We start from the raw sequence: 17180 nt of genomic DNA, 5'->3' as shown, positions 1-17180 counted from the left end.
AGATTCGCTGAGGCCCTGCGCATCCCCTGGGCGAACATCCGGCGATCGGGTAGCGTTTCCACCAGGATCGCCGCGTTGCGCGCCGACGCGAAGGGGGATGTCGCCAGTGTGCTCGGATCGGATCGCCGAGGTGGTCGCGCGCGAGCTCGCCGCCGACCCGGCTGTGGAGGAACGGGTCGCCGGCTGTGTGCTCGCCGCGCTCACGGCTGTCGACGGTGGCTCGGCCGCAACGGATTCCGGTGACACCGGGGTTTTTCTGCGGTCGATCACCGTTCAGGGTTTTCGCGGGATCGGGCCCGCGGCCACGTTGCGATTGAACCCTGGTCCCGGCCTGACGCTCGTGGTCGGACGTAACGGCAGCGGCAAGTCGAGTTTCGCCGAGGCCGCCGAATTCGCGTTGACCGGTGGCAATCGACGCTGGGACGGCCGCTCGACCGCGTGGCGGGAAGGGTGGCGCAACCTGCACGAACCCGAGACCGCCCGGATCGACGTCGAACTGCTCACCGCGGGCGCGCAGCCGCAACTCTCGGTCGCCACCAGCTGGGACCCGAGCGCTGAACTCGTCGACGCGCGGTGGACCGAACGGCGTGGCTCCGACCCGGCTGTCTCGGTCGACCCGCACGGCCGCAGGCAACGGCTCGATCTGTACCGGCCGTTCCTGTCCTACAGCGAACTCGGCGCGCTCGTCGACGGGAAGCCGAGCGACCTGTTCGACGCGCTGCACCGCCTGCTCGGCCTCGACGATTTGGCCGCCGCGGCAGAGCAGATCCGGTTGCGCAAGCTCGAACTCGAGCGCGCCGTGAAGGATTCGCGCCAGTCGCGCGCCGATCTGCTGGTCGAACTCGCCGAGGCCGACGACGAACGTGCCCGTGCCGTTGCCGACCTGCTGCGCGACCCCGACCCTGATCTCGACGCGGTGGCGAACGCGGTCGCCGGTTCGGTCCTCGGCATCGACGGGCCCGAGGGTTTACGCGCGATCCTGCGGCTGACCCTGCCCGAGGCCGCGCAGGTCGCCGCGATCACAGATCGGCTCGCCGAGGCCGCCCGTAACGTAGCGCGCCACGCGACCGTCGACACCGACGCCGATCTGCGAGTTCTCGAATTGCTCACGCGGGCACGCGAACACGTCACCGCGACGGGTTCGTGCCCGTGCCCGGTATGCGGACGCGACGAACTCGACACCGACTGGCTCGCGGCCGCCGATGCCGAAATCGCCCACCGCACCGCGGAACTCGCCTCCTTGCAGGCGGCAACCACGGAGTTCGAGGCGGCTCTGACGGAGGCCCGCGACCTTCTCGCGGAACTACCGATCGAACTCGGCCCGGCAATCGCAGGCAGTTCCGGCGCCACCGGCCGCCCGGTCGAGCCGTCGGATTCACCCGCAGGACAATATAGTTCGTACGGATCCTCGGACTCGTTGTGTAAACAGCGCGACATCGTCGGCCAGCTCTGGACGGAGTGGGCCGCGCTCGCGACAGCCGACTACGACGATCAATTCCCGGATCGACTGCGCGAACTTCACACCGACCTCCTGACGGAACTCACCGCACTGCAACGAGATACGCAGATCGAGCTGGACCGCCTGGATACGGTCTGGTCGCCCCTGGTCCCGCGCATTCTCGCCTGGCTCGACCCCGCTCGCGCCGTCGCCGACCACGCCGGCGAACTGCGGGTGGTGAAGAAGGCGGCCGACTGGCTCAAGGCGGCCACCGCGACCATCCGCGGCGAGCGGATGCGGCCACTGGAGACCACGGCCCGCTGGGTATGGAGCACACTGCGCCAGCACAGCAATGTGGAACTCGGCGCGATCCGGTTGCAGGGCAGCGCGGGCACGGCGCGGCGGGTACTGCTCGATGTCACCGTCGACGACGTGGACGGCGCGGCGCTCGGCGTGATGAGCCAAGGCGAGCTGCACGCACTCGGGCTGTCGCTGTTCCTACCGCGAGCCACGGTGGCGCACAGTCCCTTCCGGTTCGTGATGATCGACGATCCCGTGCAGGCGATGGATCCCGCGAAGGTCGACGGCCTGGCCAGGGTGCTCGCCGAGGTGGCGGCCTCGCGGCAGGTGGTGGTGTTCACCCACGACGAGCGGCTCGCCGAGGCGGTGCGCCGCATGCAACTCGATGCGACAGTGCTCGAAGTCCAGCGTCGCGAGCGGTCGATCGTGGAGGTGCGGGTGACCGGCGATCCGGTGCGCCGCTATCTCGACGACGCTCGATCTCTTTTGCGCACACCGCAACTCCCGCCCGCCATCGCCGACGAACTCGTGGCGACCTGCTGCCGTTCGGCGATCGAAGCGGCAGGCCTGGCGAAGGCACGCCAGGAACTCCTCGCCGCGGGGCTCGCGCACGGGGAAGTGGAACGGCGCGTCCGCAACGCCCACACCACCCGCGCGATGATCACCCTCGCCATCATGGGTGTCGGCGCTCGCGTGGACGACCTGAACAAGCATCTGAGCGCGGTCGGCGGACGCTGGCTCGTCGGCGTCCTGCGCGATGCCACGGCGGGCGCGCACGTGCCGATCGACCGGCCGATGCGCGAATTGATCAGTGACACAGAACGATTCATCACCTGGCTGCGCGCGCACGAGCCTGCCGTGGTGCGAACGTGAATCGGCGCGGCAGGCCGAATCGGGTGAAGTTCAGCCCGCGACCGTCCGTGGCGGCACGGCTCGAGGCGGCGGAGAACCTGCTCGACGGATCGGTCTCGGATGCCGGTGGGGTGTGGTCGCGGGCCGTGGCGTGGATTCTGCGACTGGCCCTGGAACAGGCGGTGGACCAGCTGTGGGCGCAGGTGGCGCCCGAGCTGATGCGGTGTCCGATGCGTGCCCAGCTGCTCGCGTTGCGGGTGTACGCGGGGCCGGAGGCCGCCGGCCAGGTAGGGGCGCTGTGGGCGGCATTGTCGCGCGCGGCGCATCACCTCGACTACGAGATGGCGCCCAGCGTCACCGACCTGCGGCGCTGGCGGGACCAGACGGCCGAGCTGGCGCGGGTGCTGGAACTGGCGCCGCTCGCGAATCAGCCGTTCGGGTGAGGTGGTAGCGCTTCGAGTCCGGCAGGATGGCCCGCATGGGTGAAGTGAAGATGTGTCCGTGTCGTCGGGGCGAGCCGTTCGATGGGTGCTGCGGGCCGATTCTTGCGGGGGAGAAGGCCGCGCCCACCGCGGAGACATTGATGCGGTCGCGCTATACCGCCTACGTCGTCGGCGATGTGGACTACCTGCTGCGCACCTGGCATCCCAGCACCCGCCCGGCCGACCTCGAACTCGATCCGGATCAGCGGTGGCTGTTCCTCGAAATCGTGGGGACCCAGCGTGGCGGGCCGTTCGACGACAACGGCACGGTCGAATTCATCGCCCACTACAAACTCGACAGCGCGCGCGACGCCATGCACGAGCTGAGCACCTTCGTGCGGGTCGACGGGGCGTGGGTCTACCTCGACGGGACGTTCCAGGCCTGAACCGGGGATACTGCTCGGGTGCCCCGTATCGCGATCGAGTACTGCACCCAATGCCGCTGGCTGCTCCGGGCGAGCTGGATGGCGCAGGAACTGCTGACCACCTTCGCCACCGAACTCGGGGAGGTGGCGCTGGTGCCGGGGCAGGGCGGGATCTTCCGGATCACCCTCGACGGCGAACAGCTCTGGGAACGCAAGGCGGACGGCGGTTTTCCCGATATCGCCGTCCTCAAGCAGCGGGTCCGCGACCGGATCGCACCCGATCGCGACCTCGGCCACGTCGACCGCCGCGACTGACGGCTCAGCAGCAGCCGCCACCACCGCAGCAACCGCCACCGGCCGGGCGTGGTGCGGGCGAGGGTGCGGGAGCGGATCCGCGTCCCACCGCCGCGAAGGTGGTGAGCAGTTTGACGGTGTCGTCATGGCCGGCAGGGCACGTGGCCGGGTCCGAGGACTGCGCCATCGGCCGGTTGACGTCGAACGTGTCGCCGCAGGAGCGACACCGGAAGCTGTAGTTCGGCATCGGCCCAGTGTAAGCAGTGGATCGACTGCCGTCGTGTCGGCGGGCGCGTCCGGCTAGAAGCGTTCAGCACATTTCTGGCTAACCGAACCGATAGGAAATCGGGCGAGGGGCGTCGTGCCGCCGGTAGTAACCCCAGCGGGGTAGCAATCCGCCGAATACGGCTGACTTCGCACCGTCCCGCGCGCCGAATCGCTGCTTCCATCTGTACCGCGCAGTAACTGTTACCTGCGGAAATGCCTCGTAGAGCGACTGTAGGGCCGGTGCGCACGTACTCTCGTAGGAAGTCACCAGGTGCTGCGGCCAGCGGGAGCAAATGCACAGGCACCCGTGCGGTCGCGCCGGCTAGGAGGTGTGCGATGAGCATTCAGCCCGATCTCGACCCCGCCACGCGGACACGCGAGGCCGACCCGATCGCGGATACCGAATACGGCCTCGTCGGCGGAACCTGGGACGGTCCGGTCGCCGTGTGGCGCAGCATTCCCTACGCCACCGCACCCGCCGGACCCACCCGATTCACCAAGCCCGAACCACCGAAGTCCTGGGACGGCGTGCGTGACTGTGTGGTGTTCGGCTACATCGCCCCGCAGGCCATGGGCGCGATGGTGCCGGTGGATTCCGATCTGCAGATGGGCGAGGACTGTCTGTGGGTCAATGTCTGGTCGCCGCACCCCGAACCCGGCGCCGACCCGCGACCGGTGCTGGTGTGGCTGCACGGCGGCGCCTACTGTCTCGGCACCGCCGCCCAGACCATCTACGACGGGCGCAAGCTGGCCGAGGCCGGCGACGTGGTGGTCGTCTCGGTGAACTATCGACTCGGGGTGCTCGGCTTTCTCGACCTGTCCTCGTTCGGCGAACAGTTCACCGCGAACCTCGGCCTGCACGATCAGGTCGCCGCGCTCGCGTGGGTGCGCGACAATATCGCCGCGTTCGGCGGCGACCCGGGCAATGTGACGCTGTTCGGTGAGTCCTCGGGCGCGGGATGCGTGACCGCACTGCTCACTTCACCTGCGGCGGCCGGACTGTTCCACAAGGCGATCGCCCAGAGTCCGCCCGCCACTACGGTTTTCGGGCAGGAACGGGCCGCGGTCGTCGCCCGGCGCTATCTGGAACTCCTGGAGCTCGGGCCGAACGAGGCGAATCGGTTGCTGGAGTTGCCGATCGAGCAGCTCGTCGACATCGGCTCCATCCTGCTGGACGAGGTGCCGATCAAGGAACCCGGCCGCCTCGCCGCGGCGCCGGTGGTCGACGGAGATCTGTTGCCGGGCTACCCGATCGACCGATTCCAGCAGGGGCGTTCGCACCGGGTGCCGCTGCTGATCGGCACCAATCGTGATGAGGCGTCACTGTTTCGGGTGTTGCGCTCGCCGATCATGCCGGTGACGCCGGATGCGGTGAACGCGATGCTGCGCGATGTCGCCGCCTCGCACCCGGAGATGTCGCCGGAGCGGATCGCCGAGATCACCTCGGCCTACCCGGATCTCACCAAAACCCGTGGGGCACTGGCGATGTCGACCGACGCCGCGTTCCGGATGCCCGCGGCCTGGGTGGCAGAGGGGCACGCGCAGCATTCGCCGACCTGGATGTACCGCTTCGACTACGCAACCCCGATGCTGAAAGCGGCAAGGGTCGGCGCGGGTCACGCCACCGAATTACCTTATGTCTTCGGCAATTTCGGTACCTTCAACCACGACCCCACCTTCTGGCTCGGCGGCCGCAAGGCCTCGGTCGCGGTCTCCGGTCGCATGCAGCGCCGCTGGCTGGCCTTCGCCGAACACGGCGTCCCCGCCGCCATCGACGGCTCCAAACACTGGCCCCACTACCGCCCCGCCGCCCGCACCACCCTGCTCATCGACACCATCGACCGCGTGGTCGACAACCCCGACGCCGACCTGCACACCGCATGGGGCGACCAGGCCGTCGGCTTCAGCTAGCCGCGGCGCGGGCACGTTCGATCTCGTTGGTGGGCTCAGGTGAACAGCACAACGCCGGGCCACGACCGAGAGAATCGGCGGTGCCCGGCGTTGTGGGTGTCAGACGTCGGTGGAGAAGCGGATGCCGCCGTCGGGGATTTCCACGCCCGGCCACACCCGCGCACCACGCAGGAGTTCACAGCGAGCGCCGACAACGGCGCCGTCACCGATCACCCCGTCGCGAACCAGCGCGCGCGGGCCGATCCGAGCACCGAAGCCGATGATGGAACGTTCGACCGTCGCGCCCGCTTCGACAACAGCACCATCGAAGATCACCGCACCGTCCAGTCGGGCACCCGCGCCGATCTCGGCACCGCGGCCGACCACCGTGCCGCCGATCAGCAGCGCGCCCGGTGCCACCCCGGCACTGGGATGAACCAGCGATTCGCCACGCTGACCCGGAAGAGCAGGCGAGGGCGCGATGCCACGGACCAGGTCTGCCGAACCACGCACGAAGTCTTCGGGGGTGCCCATATCGCGCCAGTAGGAGGCATCGACATGGCCCTGCACGCGCGCGCCCTCGGCCAGCAGCGCGGGGAACACCTCGCGTTCCACCGACACCGGACGACCCGTGGGGATCTTCTCGATGTATTCGCGACGGAACACATAGCAACCCGCGTTGATCTGGTCGGTCGGCGGATCCTGGGTCTTCTCCAGGAACGCGGTGACGCGGCCGTCGGCGTCGGTCGGCACGCAACCGAACGCGCGCGGGTCGCTGACCCGGACCAGATGCAGGGTGACGTCGGCGTTGGTCGACTCGTGGGTGTCGAGGATCGCGCCGAGGTCGGTGCCGCCGAGCACGTCGCCGTTGAACACCATCACGTTGTCCGCGCGCAGCTTGGGCAGCACATTGCGGATACCGCCGCCGGTGCCCAGCGGCTCGGTCTCGGTCACGTACTCCAGTTCCAGGCCCAGTTCGGAGCCGTCACCGAAGTGCTCTTCGAAGACCTCGGCCTTGAAGGAGGTGCCAAGCACCACGTGGGTGATCCCCGCGTCGGCGATGCGCGCCAGCAGGTGGGTCAGGAACGGCAGCCCGGCCGTCGGCAGCATGGGCTTTGGCGCCGAGAGGGTGAGCGGCCGCAGCCGCGTGCCCTGTCCGCCGACGAGGATGACCGCGTCGGTGCCTGCATTGCCTGCCATCGAATTTCCCCTGTTCACAAGTAATCGGCGCCCACTCAGGCGCCGGTTCGCGCTTTCTCACGCAGCGCCGATCGAACCGCAATCTTGGAGCGAACCGCAAGTCCGGCCCGCAGCGCACCCCGCAACGGTGCCTGCCACCAGTGCGGATGCCGATCCGCCTGGAAGCGGTAGGCGCTGGCGTGGTGGGCGGGCAGCATCAGTTCGGGGTGCTTGCCCGCGGCGTGGCCCTTGGCGTGGGTCACCTCGGCGTCCGGGACGAACACATTGTGCCAGCCCGCCTTGCCCATGCGGTCACCGAAGTCCACGTCCTCCATGTACATGAAGTAGCGCGAGTCGAAACCGTCGATGGTGTCGAACGCAGCCCGGCGCACCAGCAGGCAGGAGCCGGACAGCCAGCCGACCACCCGCTCGGAGATCTGCTCGTTCTCCTGGCGGTAGCGCACCGACCAGGGGTTCTTCGGCCAGACCGAGCCCAGAATCGCGTGGCCTGCACCGTCGGCGAGGCCGGGGACCTGCCGGGCGGAGGGGTAGATGCTGCCGTCGGGCTCACGGACCATCGGTCCGATCGCGCCCGCACGGGGCCAACGCTTGGCGGCCTCGAGCATCTTGTCGATGGAGTCGACACCCCAGCGGATGTCCGGGTTGGCCAGGATGACGAATTCGATCGACGGGTCGATCTCGGCGACGGCCCGGTTGATGGCGCCGCCGTACCCGATATTGCCGCCGGTGTGCAGCAGCGTGACGTGCGAGTTGGCCTCGGCGACGAGTTCGGGGACGCCGTCGGTCGAGCCGTTGTCGGCCAGGATCACCTGCGGCTTCTCGCTGGTCGCGTCGGCCAGGGTGGTGATGAAGTGCTCGAGGTGCTCACCCGGTGAATAGGTCACCGTGACCACGGCGAGGCCGGCGGGGGCTGGAGAATCGGCTGCGTCGTTCACGAGAGCGGAGCCTAGTCGGACAATCGGCTCAGTGTGTCGGTGAGTGCGATTCGCCAAGGGCGCAGAGGGGTGAGGCCGGCCGCGTTCCAGGCCGCCGGGGACAGCACCGAATACGCCGGGCGCGGTGCGGGTCTGGGGAATTCGGTGGACGCGCACGGCAGTACCCGCGCCGGGTCGGCGCCGAGGTCGGCGAAAACCGCTGCGGCGAGGTCGAACCAGGTCGCGGTGCCGGAATTGGTGGCGTGCAGCACACGCGGGGTATCGGGGCGGGTGCTCAGTTCCAGCAGCGCGGCGGCCAGGTCGGCGGCGCTGGTGGGGGAGCCGAGCTGGTCGTTCACGACGGTGACGGTGTCGCGTTCGGCCTCCAGCCTGCGCATGGTCGCGACGAAATCCCCCTCGACACCGCCGTATACCCAGGCGGTGCGCACTACCTGGGCGCCGAGTTCGAGCACGGCCTGCTCACCGGCGAGCTTGGACTGTCCGTAGACCGTGTGCGGGCCGGTGGGGTCGCCCGGCTCGTAGGGCGTGTGCGCATTCCCTGGGAAGACATAGTCGGTCGAAACGTGAATCAGCCGCGCACCTGCGTCGACACAGGCGGCCGCGAGCACAGCGGGCCCGGTCGCATTGGCGGCGTAAGCGGCCTCGACATCGGTTTCGGCGGCGTCGACCGCGGTGTAGGCCGCGCAGTTGATCACCACGGCACCCGGCGTGAGGACGGCATCGACGGCAGCGCGGTCGGTGATATCGAGTTCGGCTCGCCCGAAGCCACGCGCCTCGGGTGCCAGACGCAGGATCTGTCGCCCCAGCAGCCCACGTGCGCCGGTTACGATCAGGTGAGCGGGGGCGGGGAAATCGGCGTACACGCGGCCAGTCTGGCACGCCGGGGCACCTGCGGTTGGGCCGGAGTGTGGTAACTAATGGTTAGCCTGTGATGGCCGGTGTTCGCGAACCGGCCCGGGTCAACAGCAAGGCGGTGTTTGCCGGGGGGATAGCGGACCGGGCGCGGAGTTCGTCGAGAGGATGCACGAGTGCGAGAGTCGACAAGGCCGGTCAGCGCGACCTTCGGTCCGGCCAAACTGATGGTGGCGATCTCGGCGGTGCTTGTGCTGTGCCTCACCGGATTCGCCTGGCGCAGTGTCGACAACCTGATCGCCAATATCGACCGGATCGGTGGGCTCGGGCTCGGTGGTGAGCGCGACGGCGCCGTCGACATTCTTCTGGTCGGCGTCGACAGCCGCACCGACGCGCACGGCAATCCGCTCACCAGCGCCGAGAAAGCCATGCTGCACGCCGGCGACGAGGTGGGCACCAATACCGACACCATCGTGCTGGTCCGCGTCCCCAACGACGGCCGCTCGGCCACCGCCATCTCCATCCCGCGCGATGCCTACGTCGACATCGGCGGCCAGGGCAAGGCCAAGATCAACTCCGCCTACGGCGCGACCAAGGAGACCGAACGCGCCGAACTGCTCGCCGACGGCAAGTCCGAGGCCGACGCCGAGAAGGAGTCGACCAAGGCAGGCAGGCAGGCGCTGATCAAGTCGGTGGCCACCCTCACCGGCATCACGGTCGACCACTACGCCGAGGTGAGCCTGCTCGGCTTCGTCCTGCTCACCGACTCGGTCGGCGGCGTGGAGGTGTGTCTGAATCAGGCGGTGGACGAACCGATGTCGGGCGCGGACTTCCCGGCCGGACGCCAGCGCCTCGACGGCCAGGAGGCATTGAGTTTCGTGCGCCAGCGCCACGATCTCGAACGCGGCGACATCGACCGGATCGTGCGTCAGCAGGTGTTCATGGCGCAGTTGGTCGGCCAGCTGCTCAATGCCAAGACCCTCGCCAACCCGGGCAAACTCAGTGAGATCAGCGAGGCGGTCGGGCGCACCGTGGTGCTCGACGAGGACTGGGACGTGCTGGCCTTCCTGCAGCAGCTCAAGGACTTGTCCGGCGGCAAGGTGGAATTCGACACCATTCCCGTCACCGATCTCAACGGCATGACCTCGGCGGGGGAATCGGTGGTCAAGGTCGACCCGAAGACGGTGCAGCGCTTCGTCGCCGGGCTGGTGGGGGAGGAGAAGACCGACGACACCCCGAAACTCGACCCATCGACGGTGACGGTGAGCGTGCTCAACGCGGGCGGCGCCACCGGGCTCGCGGGCAAGGTGTCGACCGCGCTGACCGGCAAGGGCTTCAAGGAGGGCACCGTCGGCAACTACACCGGCGGCAGCGTGAGCTCGAGCCGCGTGCTGGCCGCCGACTCCGACGATCCGAAGGCGGCCGCCGTCGCCGAGGCACTCGGCGGTCTCACCGTGGTCGCGGATGCGTCACTGTCGCCGGATTCGGTGAGCGTGGTGCTGGCGAGCGACTACTCTGGTCCGGGCTCGGCCGCGGCAGGCATGTTCGATCTCGACGCGACATCCTCGGCGACCGCGACGCCCATCCCGCCCGCCCCGCCGATCGACGCAGGCCAGAACGGACCGAAATGTGTGAATTGACCCATGCGTGAGCCGAACTCGACCCTGACCGACGCCCTGCTCGACCCGATTCTCGAACGCGATCCCGCCGGACCGCGCGTCACCTGGTACGACGACGCCACCGGAGCCAGGATCGAACTGTCGGGTCTGACGTTGGCCAACTGGGCCGCCAAGACCGCGAACCTGATCCGCGACGAATTCGCGCTCACCCCCGGCGCCAGGGTGGCGGTGCTGTTGCCCGCGCACTGGCAGACCGCCGCGGTGCTGCTCGGCTGCTGGTGGGCGGGAACCGAAGTGGTGCTCACCCCCGATCCCGACGCCGACCTCGCGCTGGTCACCCCCGACCGGCTCGACGACGCCGACGGTGTCGGTGAGGTGGCGGTGCTGTCGCTGGACGCGATGGGGACACCGGTGCGTGATCTGCCGGTCGGCGTCACCGACTTCGCGACCGCGGTGCGGGTGCACGGTGATCAGTTCCTGCCCGGTGGTTTCCGGGCCGCGCTCGACGGGCTCTCGGTGGACGAGGTTCTCTCCGCTGCCCGGAAATCCGCTGCGCTGCAAGGGTTTTCCGCTGGCGACCGGGTGTTGTCGAGTTCGCCGTGGGAGACGGTGGCGGAAGTGATCGACGGGTTGGTCGCGGTGTTGTTCGCGGGGGCTTCGCTGGTGCAGGTCGTCAATCCCGATCCCGCGGGGATCGAACATCGGGTGGTCACCGAGAAGGTGACGGTTCGCCGCTAGCTCCTACTCAGGTATGAGTGCGTCTCCCTCTCTGGACCGTGGTGTGTGTCACAGCCCGCCCGTACTGTCGAAGTCAGTGTTCGACTCGAGGACAGGGGTGGCGATGATCGCGAAGTACTGGGTTCGATGGTCGGCTGAGCACGGGGCACCGCGGGCGATCCTGCGATGGCAGGTGCGCAAGGGTGACCCGTTCGCGACGTTGCTCAGCGGTCAGCGGGGATTGCACGACCCCTACCCGCTGATCGAGGAACTGCGTGATTCCGGCGGATTGCGCAAGACACCACTGGCCTATGCCGCGTTCGACCACGCGCCGGTCCGCGCGATTCTGCGCGACCCGAGGTTCGGTGTGCGGCCCGCCCTCGGCGATGATCTGCCCGCCCCGTGGCGCAAGCTGGCCGAGCGGGTGGTGGTACCGCCCAATCCTGTTGAGCCACCGTCCATGTTGGTCATCAACCCGCCCGAGCACACCAGGATGCGCAAGCCGGTGGCCTCGGCGTTCACCCCGCGCGCCATCGCCAGGCTGCGCGATCGGGTGGAGGTGGTCACGGCCGAACTCCTCGACGCGATGCCCGCCCACGGTTCGGTCGATCTGATCACCGATTTCGCCGCCAGGGTGCCGATCGCGATCATCGCCGAGATGCTCGGTTTCCCACCCGAGGACCGCGACCGGTTCCTCGCCTGGGGCGACAAGGTGACGCCGCTGCTCGACATCGGCACCTCGTGGAAGTCCTACCGCGGTGCGATGAGCGCGATCGAGGACATGGACGGTTTCCTCGCCGACCACATCGCCACGTTGCGCCGAGCGCCGGGCGAGGACATCCTGTCCACGCTGGTCAGCTCCGGTGACCTGAGTCTGCCGGAGTTGCAGGCGGGTGCTGGTCTGCTGATGGGGGCCGGTTTCGAGACGACCGTCAATCTCATCGGCAATGCGGTGGCCGCGCTGTCGGCCCATCCCGACCAGCTCGCCTTGGCACAGGACGATCCCGAGCGGTGGCCCGACGTGGTGGAGGAGACGCTGCGGTTCGATCCGCCGGTGCAGAACACGGCCCGTCAGGCACTCGAGGATGTGGAGATCGAGGGGGTGCGGTTGCCTGCGATGACCACGGTCATCCTGTCGCTGGCCGGAGCCAACCGCGACCCGGCCGTCTTCCCCGACCCACACCGCTTCGATATCGACCGCCCGAACGTCAAGGAACACGTGGCCTTCAGTAGCGGCATCCACGCCTGCCTCGGCGCGAGCCTGGCCAGGATGGAAGCGGTACACGCCCTGCGCGCGCTCTACACCCGCTACCCGAACCTGCGCTTACGCGGCGAGCCGGTCCGCCGAAACCTGTTCACGCTGCACGGTTTCGAACACATGCCGGTCGACCTCGGGCCCGTCGCGCGAACCTCGGTGCCCGATGACATGGCGGGTGCCTCTCGTCCCGCCTGAGTTCGTTGCTCGCGCTCCCTAGGTGCTCGCGCGCCAGCGGTAGCGGGTCTTCGGGCGACCGGCACGACCGTAATCGGCTCGGCGTTCGGCCAACCCGTCGTCGGCGAGCTTCTCCAAGTATCGCCAGGCGGTGATGCGCGAAACACCAACGGCGGCAGCGGCATCCGTAGCCGTGATGCCTGCTTCGGCCGCGCGGACCGCCCGCGAGACCTCTTCGAGGGTGTGCTGCACAACGCCTTTGGGCGCACCCGCCTTCTGGTCGGCGGTGCGCAGCGCGCCGAGCGCACGGTCGATGTCGTACTGCGACAACGCCGCCTCGCCAGCGGGCAGCGCCGTGTCGAAATCGCGGTAGCGCTCCAGCTTTTCGCGGAAGGCGGCGAAGGTGAACGGCTTGAGCAGATACAGCACCACACCGTGCGCCACCGCACTGCGCACCATGTTCAGCTCGCGCGCGGAGGTGATCGCGATGACATCGGGTCGCGGCTGCAAACCGTTGAGGGCGGCGGCCACATCGAGGCCGCTGATATCGGGCAGCCCGATGTCCATCAGCACCAGGTGGAACGGATTGCCGTCGGCGATGGCGTCGGCGGCGACCCGCAGCGCGTCGCGCCCGGTGTGCACGACCCCGCCGGTGACGAAACCGTCGAGCCGTTCGAGATAGGCCCGATGTGCCTGGGCGATCAACGGTTCGTCTTCGACGATCAGCACGCGGATCAAGGTGTCTCCTTCAGCGGAATGCGAACGATGACCGCGCTGTGTGGTGCGGCCGTGGTGGTGATGGTGCCGCGATGTCGATCGACGAGGCGGTGCACCAGGGCGAGGCCGAGGCCCGCGTGGTCGGACTTGGTGGTGTAGCCGCGTTCGGCGGCTCGCGAGAACATCTGGGCCGACATGCCGGGCCCGCTGTCGGACACCTCGACCCACAGTGCGCCGTCACGATGACACACCGACACCTCGACGCGCTTGTCGACGGTCCCAGCGGCCGCGTCGATCGCATTGTCGATCAGGTTGCCGACCAGCGTCACGGTCTCGTGCGCCGAGAGCGGATCGGTCGAGTCCAGGGCGGTGTCCTCGCTGATGGCCAGGCTCACGCCACGCTCGGCGGCCTGGTCGACCTTGCCGAGCAGCAGCGCGGCCAGCGCCGCGTCGCCGACGGCGGCCAGCAGCCGGTCGATCAGCACCTGCGAGAGCTGCAGTTCGGCGGTCGCGAAGGCCACCGCCTCGTCGGGTCGGCCGAGCTCGACCATTGTGACGACCGTGTGTAGCCGGTTGGCCGCCTCGTGCGCCTGCGCGCGCAGCGATTCGGCGAAGCCACGCACCGAGTCGAGCTCACCGAGCACCGCCCGGAGTTCGGTCTGATCGCGAATGGTGAGCACGGTGCCGATCTCGCGGCCCTCCCAGCTCACCAGATCCTGGTTGACCAGCAGGATCCGATCGGTGGTCACGTGTGTCTCGTCGCGGACCACGCCCCCGCTCATCTGCTGCAGGGAGACGGGCAGGTCGCGGCGGTACACCGGCCCGTCGGGCAGGTCGAGCAGGGTGCGCGCCTGGTCGTTGACCACCTCGGCGGCCTCGGCCTGGGCGCCGAACACCACGAGGCCCTCGTGCACGGAGTGCAGCACGGCGTCGTGGTGTTCGTAGAGCGCGCGCAGCTCGTCCGGGGCGAGGCCGTGGGTCTGGCGGCGCAACCTGCGGCTGATCAGGAACGACGACAGTGCGGCCAGCGCCAGACCCACCGCCGCCACCCCGAGGATCAGCGGTAGCTGGGTGGCGACCTGGGTGGTGATCTTGGCCCGGGTGACCCCCGCCGACACCAGCGCGACCACCCGGCCGTTGTCGTAGACCGGGGTGACCGCGCGGATCGAGGGGCCGAGGGTGCCGGTGAAGGTCTCGGTCAGGGTCTGGCCCGCCAGCGCGCCGTCGATGCTGCCGACGAACGGCTTGCCGATCAGGTCGGGGTTGGTGTGGGTGTAGCGGGTGCGGTCGGGCGCCATCACGACGATGAAGTCCATGCCGGTGGCCGCTCTGATCCGCTCGGTGGTCGGCTGCAGCAGCCCGCTCGGGTAGGGCGAGTTCACCGCGGCCAGCGTGGACGGTGAGCGCGCCACGGTAATCGCTACGTCTCTGACCTGCATTTCCGCGGCCAGGTCATGGTCGCGCTTGGCATCGAGCACGGCCAGGATCGTGCCGACCGCGATCAGCAGCGCCAGCACCACCAGCTGCCACACGAAGGCCTGTCCCGCGAGCGACAGTCGTCCTCGTCGCACCTCTAGCCTCCGACCTGCTGTGAACGTAATGCACTGGATTTGAACGTTATGCACCAAAAGTGACGGCAGTCACAGTACTTGCCCATGCTCGTGCGCATGAGTACAACCACCGCACCGCGGAAACGCGACCATACCCACTGGCTGTACATCGCGGTGATCGTCGCCGTCGTGGCCGGCGTCGTTGTCGGCCGGGTGGCACCCGAATTCGGTCAGTCACTGGCGCCGCTGGGCACCCTGTTCGTGAATCTGATCAAGATGATGATCGCGCCGGTGATCTTCTGCACGATAGTCCTGGGCATCGGGTCGGTGCGCGCCGCCGCCACGGTCGGCAAGGTGGGTGGCCTGGCCATCGGCTATTTCCTGGTGATGTCGACGGTCGCGCTCGGCATCGGACTCGTCGTCGGCAACCTGATCGATCCCGGTGAAGGGCTCAACGTCACCGCCTCGGGCGCCGGTGCGAAATACGCCGATCAGGCGCACAGTGCGGGCGGCACGTGGGACTTCATCCAGAACATCGTGCCCACCACGCTGGTGTCCTCGCTGACCGCGGGCAGCGTGCTGCAGGCGCTGTTCGTCGCGCTGCTGGTCGGGTTCGCGGTGCAGGCGATGGGCGATGCGGGCGCGCCGATTCTGCGCGCGGTGTCGCTGTGCCAGAAGCTGGTGTTCCGGATCCTGTCGATGATCCTGTGGCTGGCCCCCATCGGCGCGTTCGGCGCGATCGCGAACGTGGTCGGCCGTACGGGCTGGTCAGCGGTGGTCCAGTTGGCGACGCTGATGATCGCGTTCTACCTGACGTGCCTGGTGTTCGTGTTCGGTGTGCTCGGCGTGATCCTGCGGGTGGTCTCGGGTGTGTCGATCCTGAAGCTGTGCCGCTACCTGTCGCGCGAGTACCTGCTGATCGTGGCGACCTCGTCGTCGGAATCGGCACTGCCGCGACTGATCGCGAAGATGGAGCACGCGGGTGTGGAGAAGACGACCGTGGGTGTCGTTGTGCCGACGGGCTATTCGTTCAACCTCGACGGCACCGCCATCTACCTCACGATGGCGTCGATCTTCATCGCCGACGCCATGGGCAAGCCGCTCAACCTCGGCGAACAGATCGGCCTGCTGCTGTTCATGATCATCGCGTCCAAGGGCGCCGCGGGCGTCACCGGCGCAGGCCTGGCCACCCTGGCCGGCGGCCTGCAGAGCCATCGCCCCGACCTCCTCGACGGCGTCGGCCTGATCGTCGGCATCGACCGCTTCATGTCCGAAGCCCGCGCCCTGACCAACTTCTCGGGCAACGCCGTCGCCACCCTCCTCATCGGCACCTGGACCAAAACCGTCGACGCCGACCGCACCAAGCGCGTCCTCGACCGCGAACTGCCGTTCGACGAGGAAACCATGGTCGACGACCACGAACTCGACGAGCCCGTCGACATCACGAAACCGGTTCCGGCGCAAGCCGTCGACGCGTAGTCCAGACAGTCGAAAGGCCCCGCGAGGCGAATTCGCGGGGCCTTTCGCTGGGCATCGGGGGCTAGATTCTGGCCCACTTGCCGGGGTTGAGGTGAAACTGGACCAGGGCGGTGGCGTGGCCGTGGCCGAGGCCGTGTTCGTACTTCAGCCAGGTGACCAGGGCCGTGTGGCCGGTCGGCTCGGCCGCGTCGAGCAGGGTGAACCACTCGTCGACGGTGCGCCCGTACTTGGTCTCGATGGTGGGGAAGTAGGACGCGGGTCCGTGCGGTGCGTTCGCCATGGTGGTTCTCCTCGACAGGTGTTCGTTATCGGTGAAGACGGTGCGGCGGGCGGGAATTCATCGCTGGTGGGTCATTCCGCGACGAGGGCGGGTTCGGTCGAGCTCACGCGGCGTTCGCGGATCAGGAGGATGCCGGCGAGGGCGACGAGGACCGCGGTGAAACCGTGGACGCCGAGGGCGGTGGCGGTGGAGCCGTGCCAGCTCAGGACGGTGGTCATGTCGCCGAAGGGGGTGAGGGAGGTGGCCAGCATGGCGACGCCGAGGGCGAAGCGCTGCTTGGTGGCGAGTAGGCCGAGGATCACCAGGCCGCTCACGATGTCGCGGACGCCTTTGAGGTTCAGGAAGGCCACGGCGTCGCCCTCAGGCACCACCGGGAGGCCGAAGCCTGCGGCCGTCGCCACCGGGACGACCAGGTAGTTGATGCCGACGTAGATGATGAACAGCCCGCCGAGCAGGGAGAGTGCGGTGGCGATGCGCGAGGTGGTCATGGTGTGCTCCTGAATCTTTCACT

Annotated in this window: 17 protein-coding genes; 9 read left to right on the top strand and 8 right to left on the bottom strand. The window is 68.5% G+C overall.

The genetic code is table 11. The annotated features are described in order from the left end of the window. Nucleotides 1–97: 97 nt before the first annotated feature. The 4 genes from ACFWUP_RS05830 to ACFWUP_RS05815 are packed head-to-tail and all read left to right on the top strand — an operon-like array spanning nucleotide 98 to nucleotide 3752. Nucleotides 98–2611: an AAA family ATPase gene (locus ACFWUP_RS05830; protein WP_379231179.1), complete on the top strand. Its 2514-nt coding sequence runs from the start codon at nucleotides 98–100 to the stop codon at nucleotides 2609–2611. A gap of 23 nt (nucleotides 2612–2634) precedes the next feature. Then, complete coding sequence (locus ACFWUP_RS05825; protein ID WP_379231178.1) at nucleotides 2635–3033, top strand: hypothetical protein; 399 nt, start codon at nucleotides 2635–2637, stop codon at nucleotides 3031–3033. 26 nt (nucleotides 3034–3059) lie between these two features. After that, the gene (locus ACFWUP_RS05820; RefSeq protein ID WP_379231176.1) at nucleotides 3060–3458 is read left to right on the top strand and encodes a YchJ family protein; all 399 of its coding nucleotides are present in this window, start codon (nucleotides 3060–3062) and stop codon (nucleotides 3456–3458) included. Between the two features lie 18 nt (nucleotides 3459–3476). Beyond that, nucleotides 3477–3752 carry a SelT/SelW/SelH family protein gene (locus ACFWUP_RS05815; protein ID WP_132369677.1) on the top strand — a complete coding sequence of 92 codons (276 nt, stop codon included), beginning with the start codon at nucleotides 3477–3479 and terminating at the stop codon, nucleotides 3750–3752. 4 nt (nucleotides 3753–3756) lie between these two features. Here ACFWUP_RS05815 and ACFWUP_RS05810 read toward each other — a convergent pair whose 3' ends face one another. Next, complete coding sequence (locus ACFWUP_RS05810; protein WP_379231174.1) at nucleotides 3757–3978, bottom strand: zinc ribbon domain-containing protein; 222 nt, start codon at nucleotides 3976–3978, stop codon at nucleotides 3757–3759. Nucleotides 3979–4334: 356 nt separating this feature from the next. Here ACFWUP_RS05810 and ACFWUP_RS05805 point away from each other — a divergent pair, with 356 nt between their 5' ends. Then, entirely contained in the window at nucleotides 4335–5909 is a 1575-nt protein-coding gene (locus ACFWUP_RS05805; RefSeq protein ID WP_379231172.1) for a carboxylesterase/lipase family protein, read from the top strand. Between the two features lie 99 nt (nucleotides 5910–6008). On the opposite strand, the gene ACFWUP_RS05800 is transcribed toward ACFWUP_RS05805, so the two are convergent. From ACFWUP_RS05800 to rfbD, 3 genes are read right to left on the bottom strand one after another with little or no spacing between them, the layout of a single operon-like run. Beyond that, on the bottom strand, nucleotides 6009–7088 hold the full coding sequence (locus tag ACFWUP_RS05800) for a sugar phosphate nucleotidyltransferase (protein WP_379231170.1): 1080 nt from the start codon (nucleotides 7086–7088) through the stop codon (nucleotides 6009–6011). Nucleotides 7089–7123: 35 nt separating this feature from the next. After that, a complete protein-coding gene (locus ACFWUP_RS05795; RefSeq protein ID WP_379231168.1) occupies nucleotides 7124–8023 on the bottom strand; it encodes a glycosyltransferase family 2 protein in 900 nt (299 codons plus the stop codon). Nucleotides 8024–8034: 11 nt separating this feature from the next. Continuing rightward, on the bottom strand, nucleotides 8035–8886 hold the full coding sequence (gene rfbD, locus ACFWUP_RS05790) for a dTDP-4-dehydrorhamnose reductase (RefSeq protein WP_379231166.1): 852 nt from the start codon (nucleotides 8884–8886) through the stop codon (nucleotides 8035–8037). 216 nt (nucleotides 8887–9102) lie between these two features. On the opposite strand from rfbD, the gene ACFWUP_RS05785 reads away from it, so the two are divergent. From ACFWUP_RS05785 to ACFWUP_RS05775, 3 genes are all read left to right on the top strand, one after another. Next, on the top strand, nucleotides 9103–10515 hold the full coding sequence (locus ACFWUP_RS05785) for an LCP family protein (protein WP_379231736.1): 1413 nt from the start codon (nucleotides 9103–9105) through the stop codon (nucleotides 10513–10515). A 3-nt stretch (nucleotides 10516–10518) separates the two neighbouring features. Further along, nucleotides 10519–11232 carry a TIGR03089 family protein gene (locus ACFWUP_RS05780; protein ID WP_379231164.1) on the top strand — a complete coding sequence of 238 codons (714 nt, stop codon included), beginning with the start codon at nucleotides 10519–10521 and terminating at the stop codon, nucleotides 11230–11232. Nucleotides 11233–11308: 76 nt separating this feature from the next. Further along, nucleotides 11309–12664 (top strand): cytochrome P450, encoded by a 1356-nt coding sequence (locus ACFWUP_RS05775; protein WP_379231162.1) that lies wholly within the window; start codon nucleotides 11309–11311, stop codon nucleotides 12662–12664. A gap of 18 nt (nucleotides 12665–12682) precedes the next feature. Here the strand turns inward: ACFWUP_RS05775 and ACFWUP_RS05770 are convergent, their stop codons facing one another. Together ACFWUP_RS05770 and ACFWUP_RS05765 are read right to left on the bottom strand one after the other, a co-directional pair. Further along, complete coding sequence (locus tag ACFWUP_RS05770) at nucleotides 12683–13381, bottom strand: response regulator (protein ID WP_379231160.1); 699 nt, start codon at nucleotides 13379–13381, stop codon at nucleotides 12683–12685. Next, a complete protein-coding gene (locus ACFWUP_RS05765) occupies nucleotides 13378–14931 on the bottom strand; it encodes an ATP-binding protein (RefSeq protein ID WP_379231158.1) in 1554 nt (517 codons plus the stop codon). Before ACFWUP_RS05765 ends, ACFWUP_RS05770 begins: the two co-directional genes overlap by 4 nt. 96 nt (nucleotides 14932–15027) lie before the next feature. Between ACFWUP_RS05765 and ACFWUP_RS05760 the strand changes: the two genes are divergently transcribed. Further along, on the top strand, nucleotides 15028–16389 hold the full coding sequence (locus ACFWUP_RS05760) for a cation:dicarboxylate symporter family transporter (RefSeq protein WP_379231156.1): 1362 nt from the start codon (nucleotides 15028–15030) through the stop codon (nucleotides 16387–16389). 61 nt (nucleotides 16390–16450) lie between these two features. Here the strand turns inward: ACFWUP_RS05760 and ACFWUP_RS05755 are convergent, their stop codons facing one another. Beyond that, nucleotides 16451–16669, bottom strand: coding sequence for a DUF4287 domain-containing protein (locus tag ACFWUP_RS05755; RefSeq protein WP_379231154.1), 219 nt, complete (start codon nucleotides 16667–16669; stop codon nucleotides 16451–16453). 71 nt (nucleotides 16670–16740) lie between these two features. Further along, nucleotides 16741–17157 carry a DUF4267 domain-containing protein gene (locus tag ACFWUP_RS05750; RefSeq protein WP_379231152.1) on the bottom strand — a complete coding sequence of 139 codons (417 nt, stop codon included), beginning with the start codon at nucleotides 17155–17157 and terminating at the stop codon, nucleotides 16741–16743. Between the last annotated feature and the right edge of the window lie 23 nt (nucleotides 17158–17180).

Source organism: Nocardia sp. NPDC058658 (assembly GCF_042716665.1).
Taxonomy (GTDB): Bacteria; Actinomycetota; Actinomycetes; order Mycobacteriales; family Mycobacteriaceae; genus Nocardia.
The sequence above is the reverse complement of the archived record's forward strand: the minus strand, read 5'-3'. Positions and strand labels throughout refer to the sequence as shown.

Coding starts and splice junctions, on each gene's coding strand:
- ACFWUP_RS05830 (WP_379231179.1), top strand. CDS start 98: ATGTCGCCAGTGTGCTCGGATCGGATCGCCGAGGTGGTCGCGCGCGAG.
- ACFWUP_RS05820 (WP_379231176.1), top strand. CDS start 3,060: ATGGCCCGCATGGGTGAAGTGAAGATGTGTCCGTGTCGTCGGGGCGAG.
- ACFWUP_RS05810 (WP_379231174.1), bottom strand. CDS start 3,978: ATGCCGAACTACAGCTTCCGGTGTCGCTCCTGCGGCGACACGTTCGAC.
- ACFWUP_RS05805 (WP_379231172.1), top strand. CDS start 4,335: ATGAGCATTCAGCCCGATCTCGACCCCGCCACGCGGACACGCGAGGCC.
- ACFWUP_RS05800 (WP_379231170.1), bottom strand. CDS start 7,088: ATGGCAGGCAATGCAGGCACCGACGCGGTCATCCTCGTCGGCGGACAG.
- ACFWUP_RS05785 (WP_379231736.1), top strand. CDS start 9,103: ATGGTGGCGATCTCGGCGGTGCTTGTGCTGTGCCTCACCGGATTCGCC.
- ACFWUP_RS05780 (WP_379231164.1), top strand. CDS start 10,519: ATGCGTGAGCCGAACTCGACCCTGACCGACGCCCTGCTCGACCCGATT.
- ACFWUP_RS05760 (WP_379231156.1), top strand. CDS start 15,028: ATGAGTACAACCACCGCACCGCGGAAACGCGACCATACCCACTGGCTG.
- ACFWUP_RS05755 (WP_379231154.1), bottom strand. CDS start 16,669: ATGGCGAACGCACCGCACGGACCCGCGTCCTACTTCCCCACCATCGAG.
- ACFWUP_RS05750 (WP_379231152.1), bottom strand. CDS start 17,157: ATGACCACCTCGCGCATCGCCACCGCACTCTCCCTGCTCGGCGGGCTG.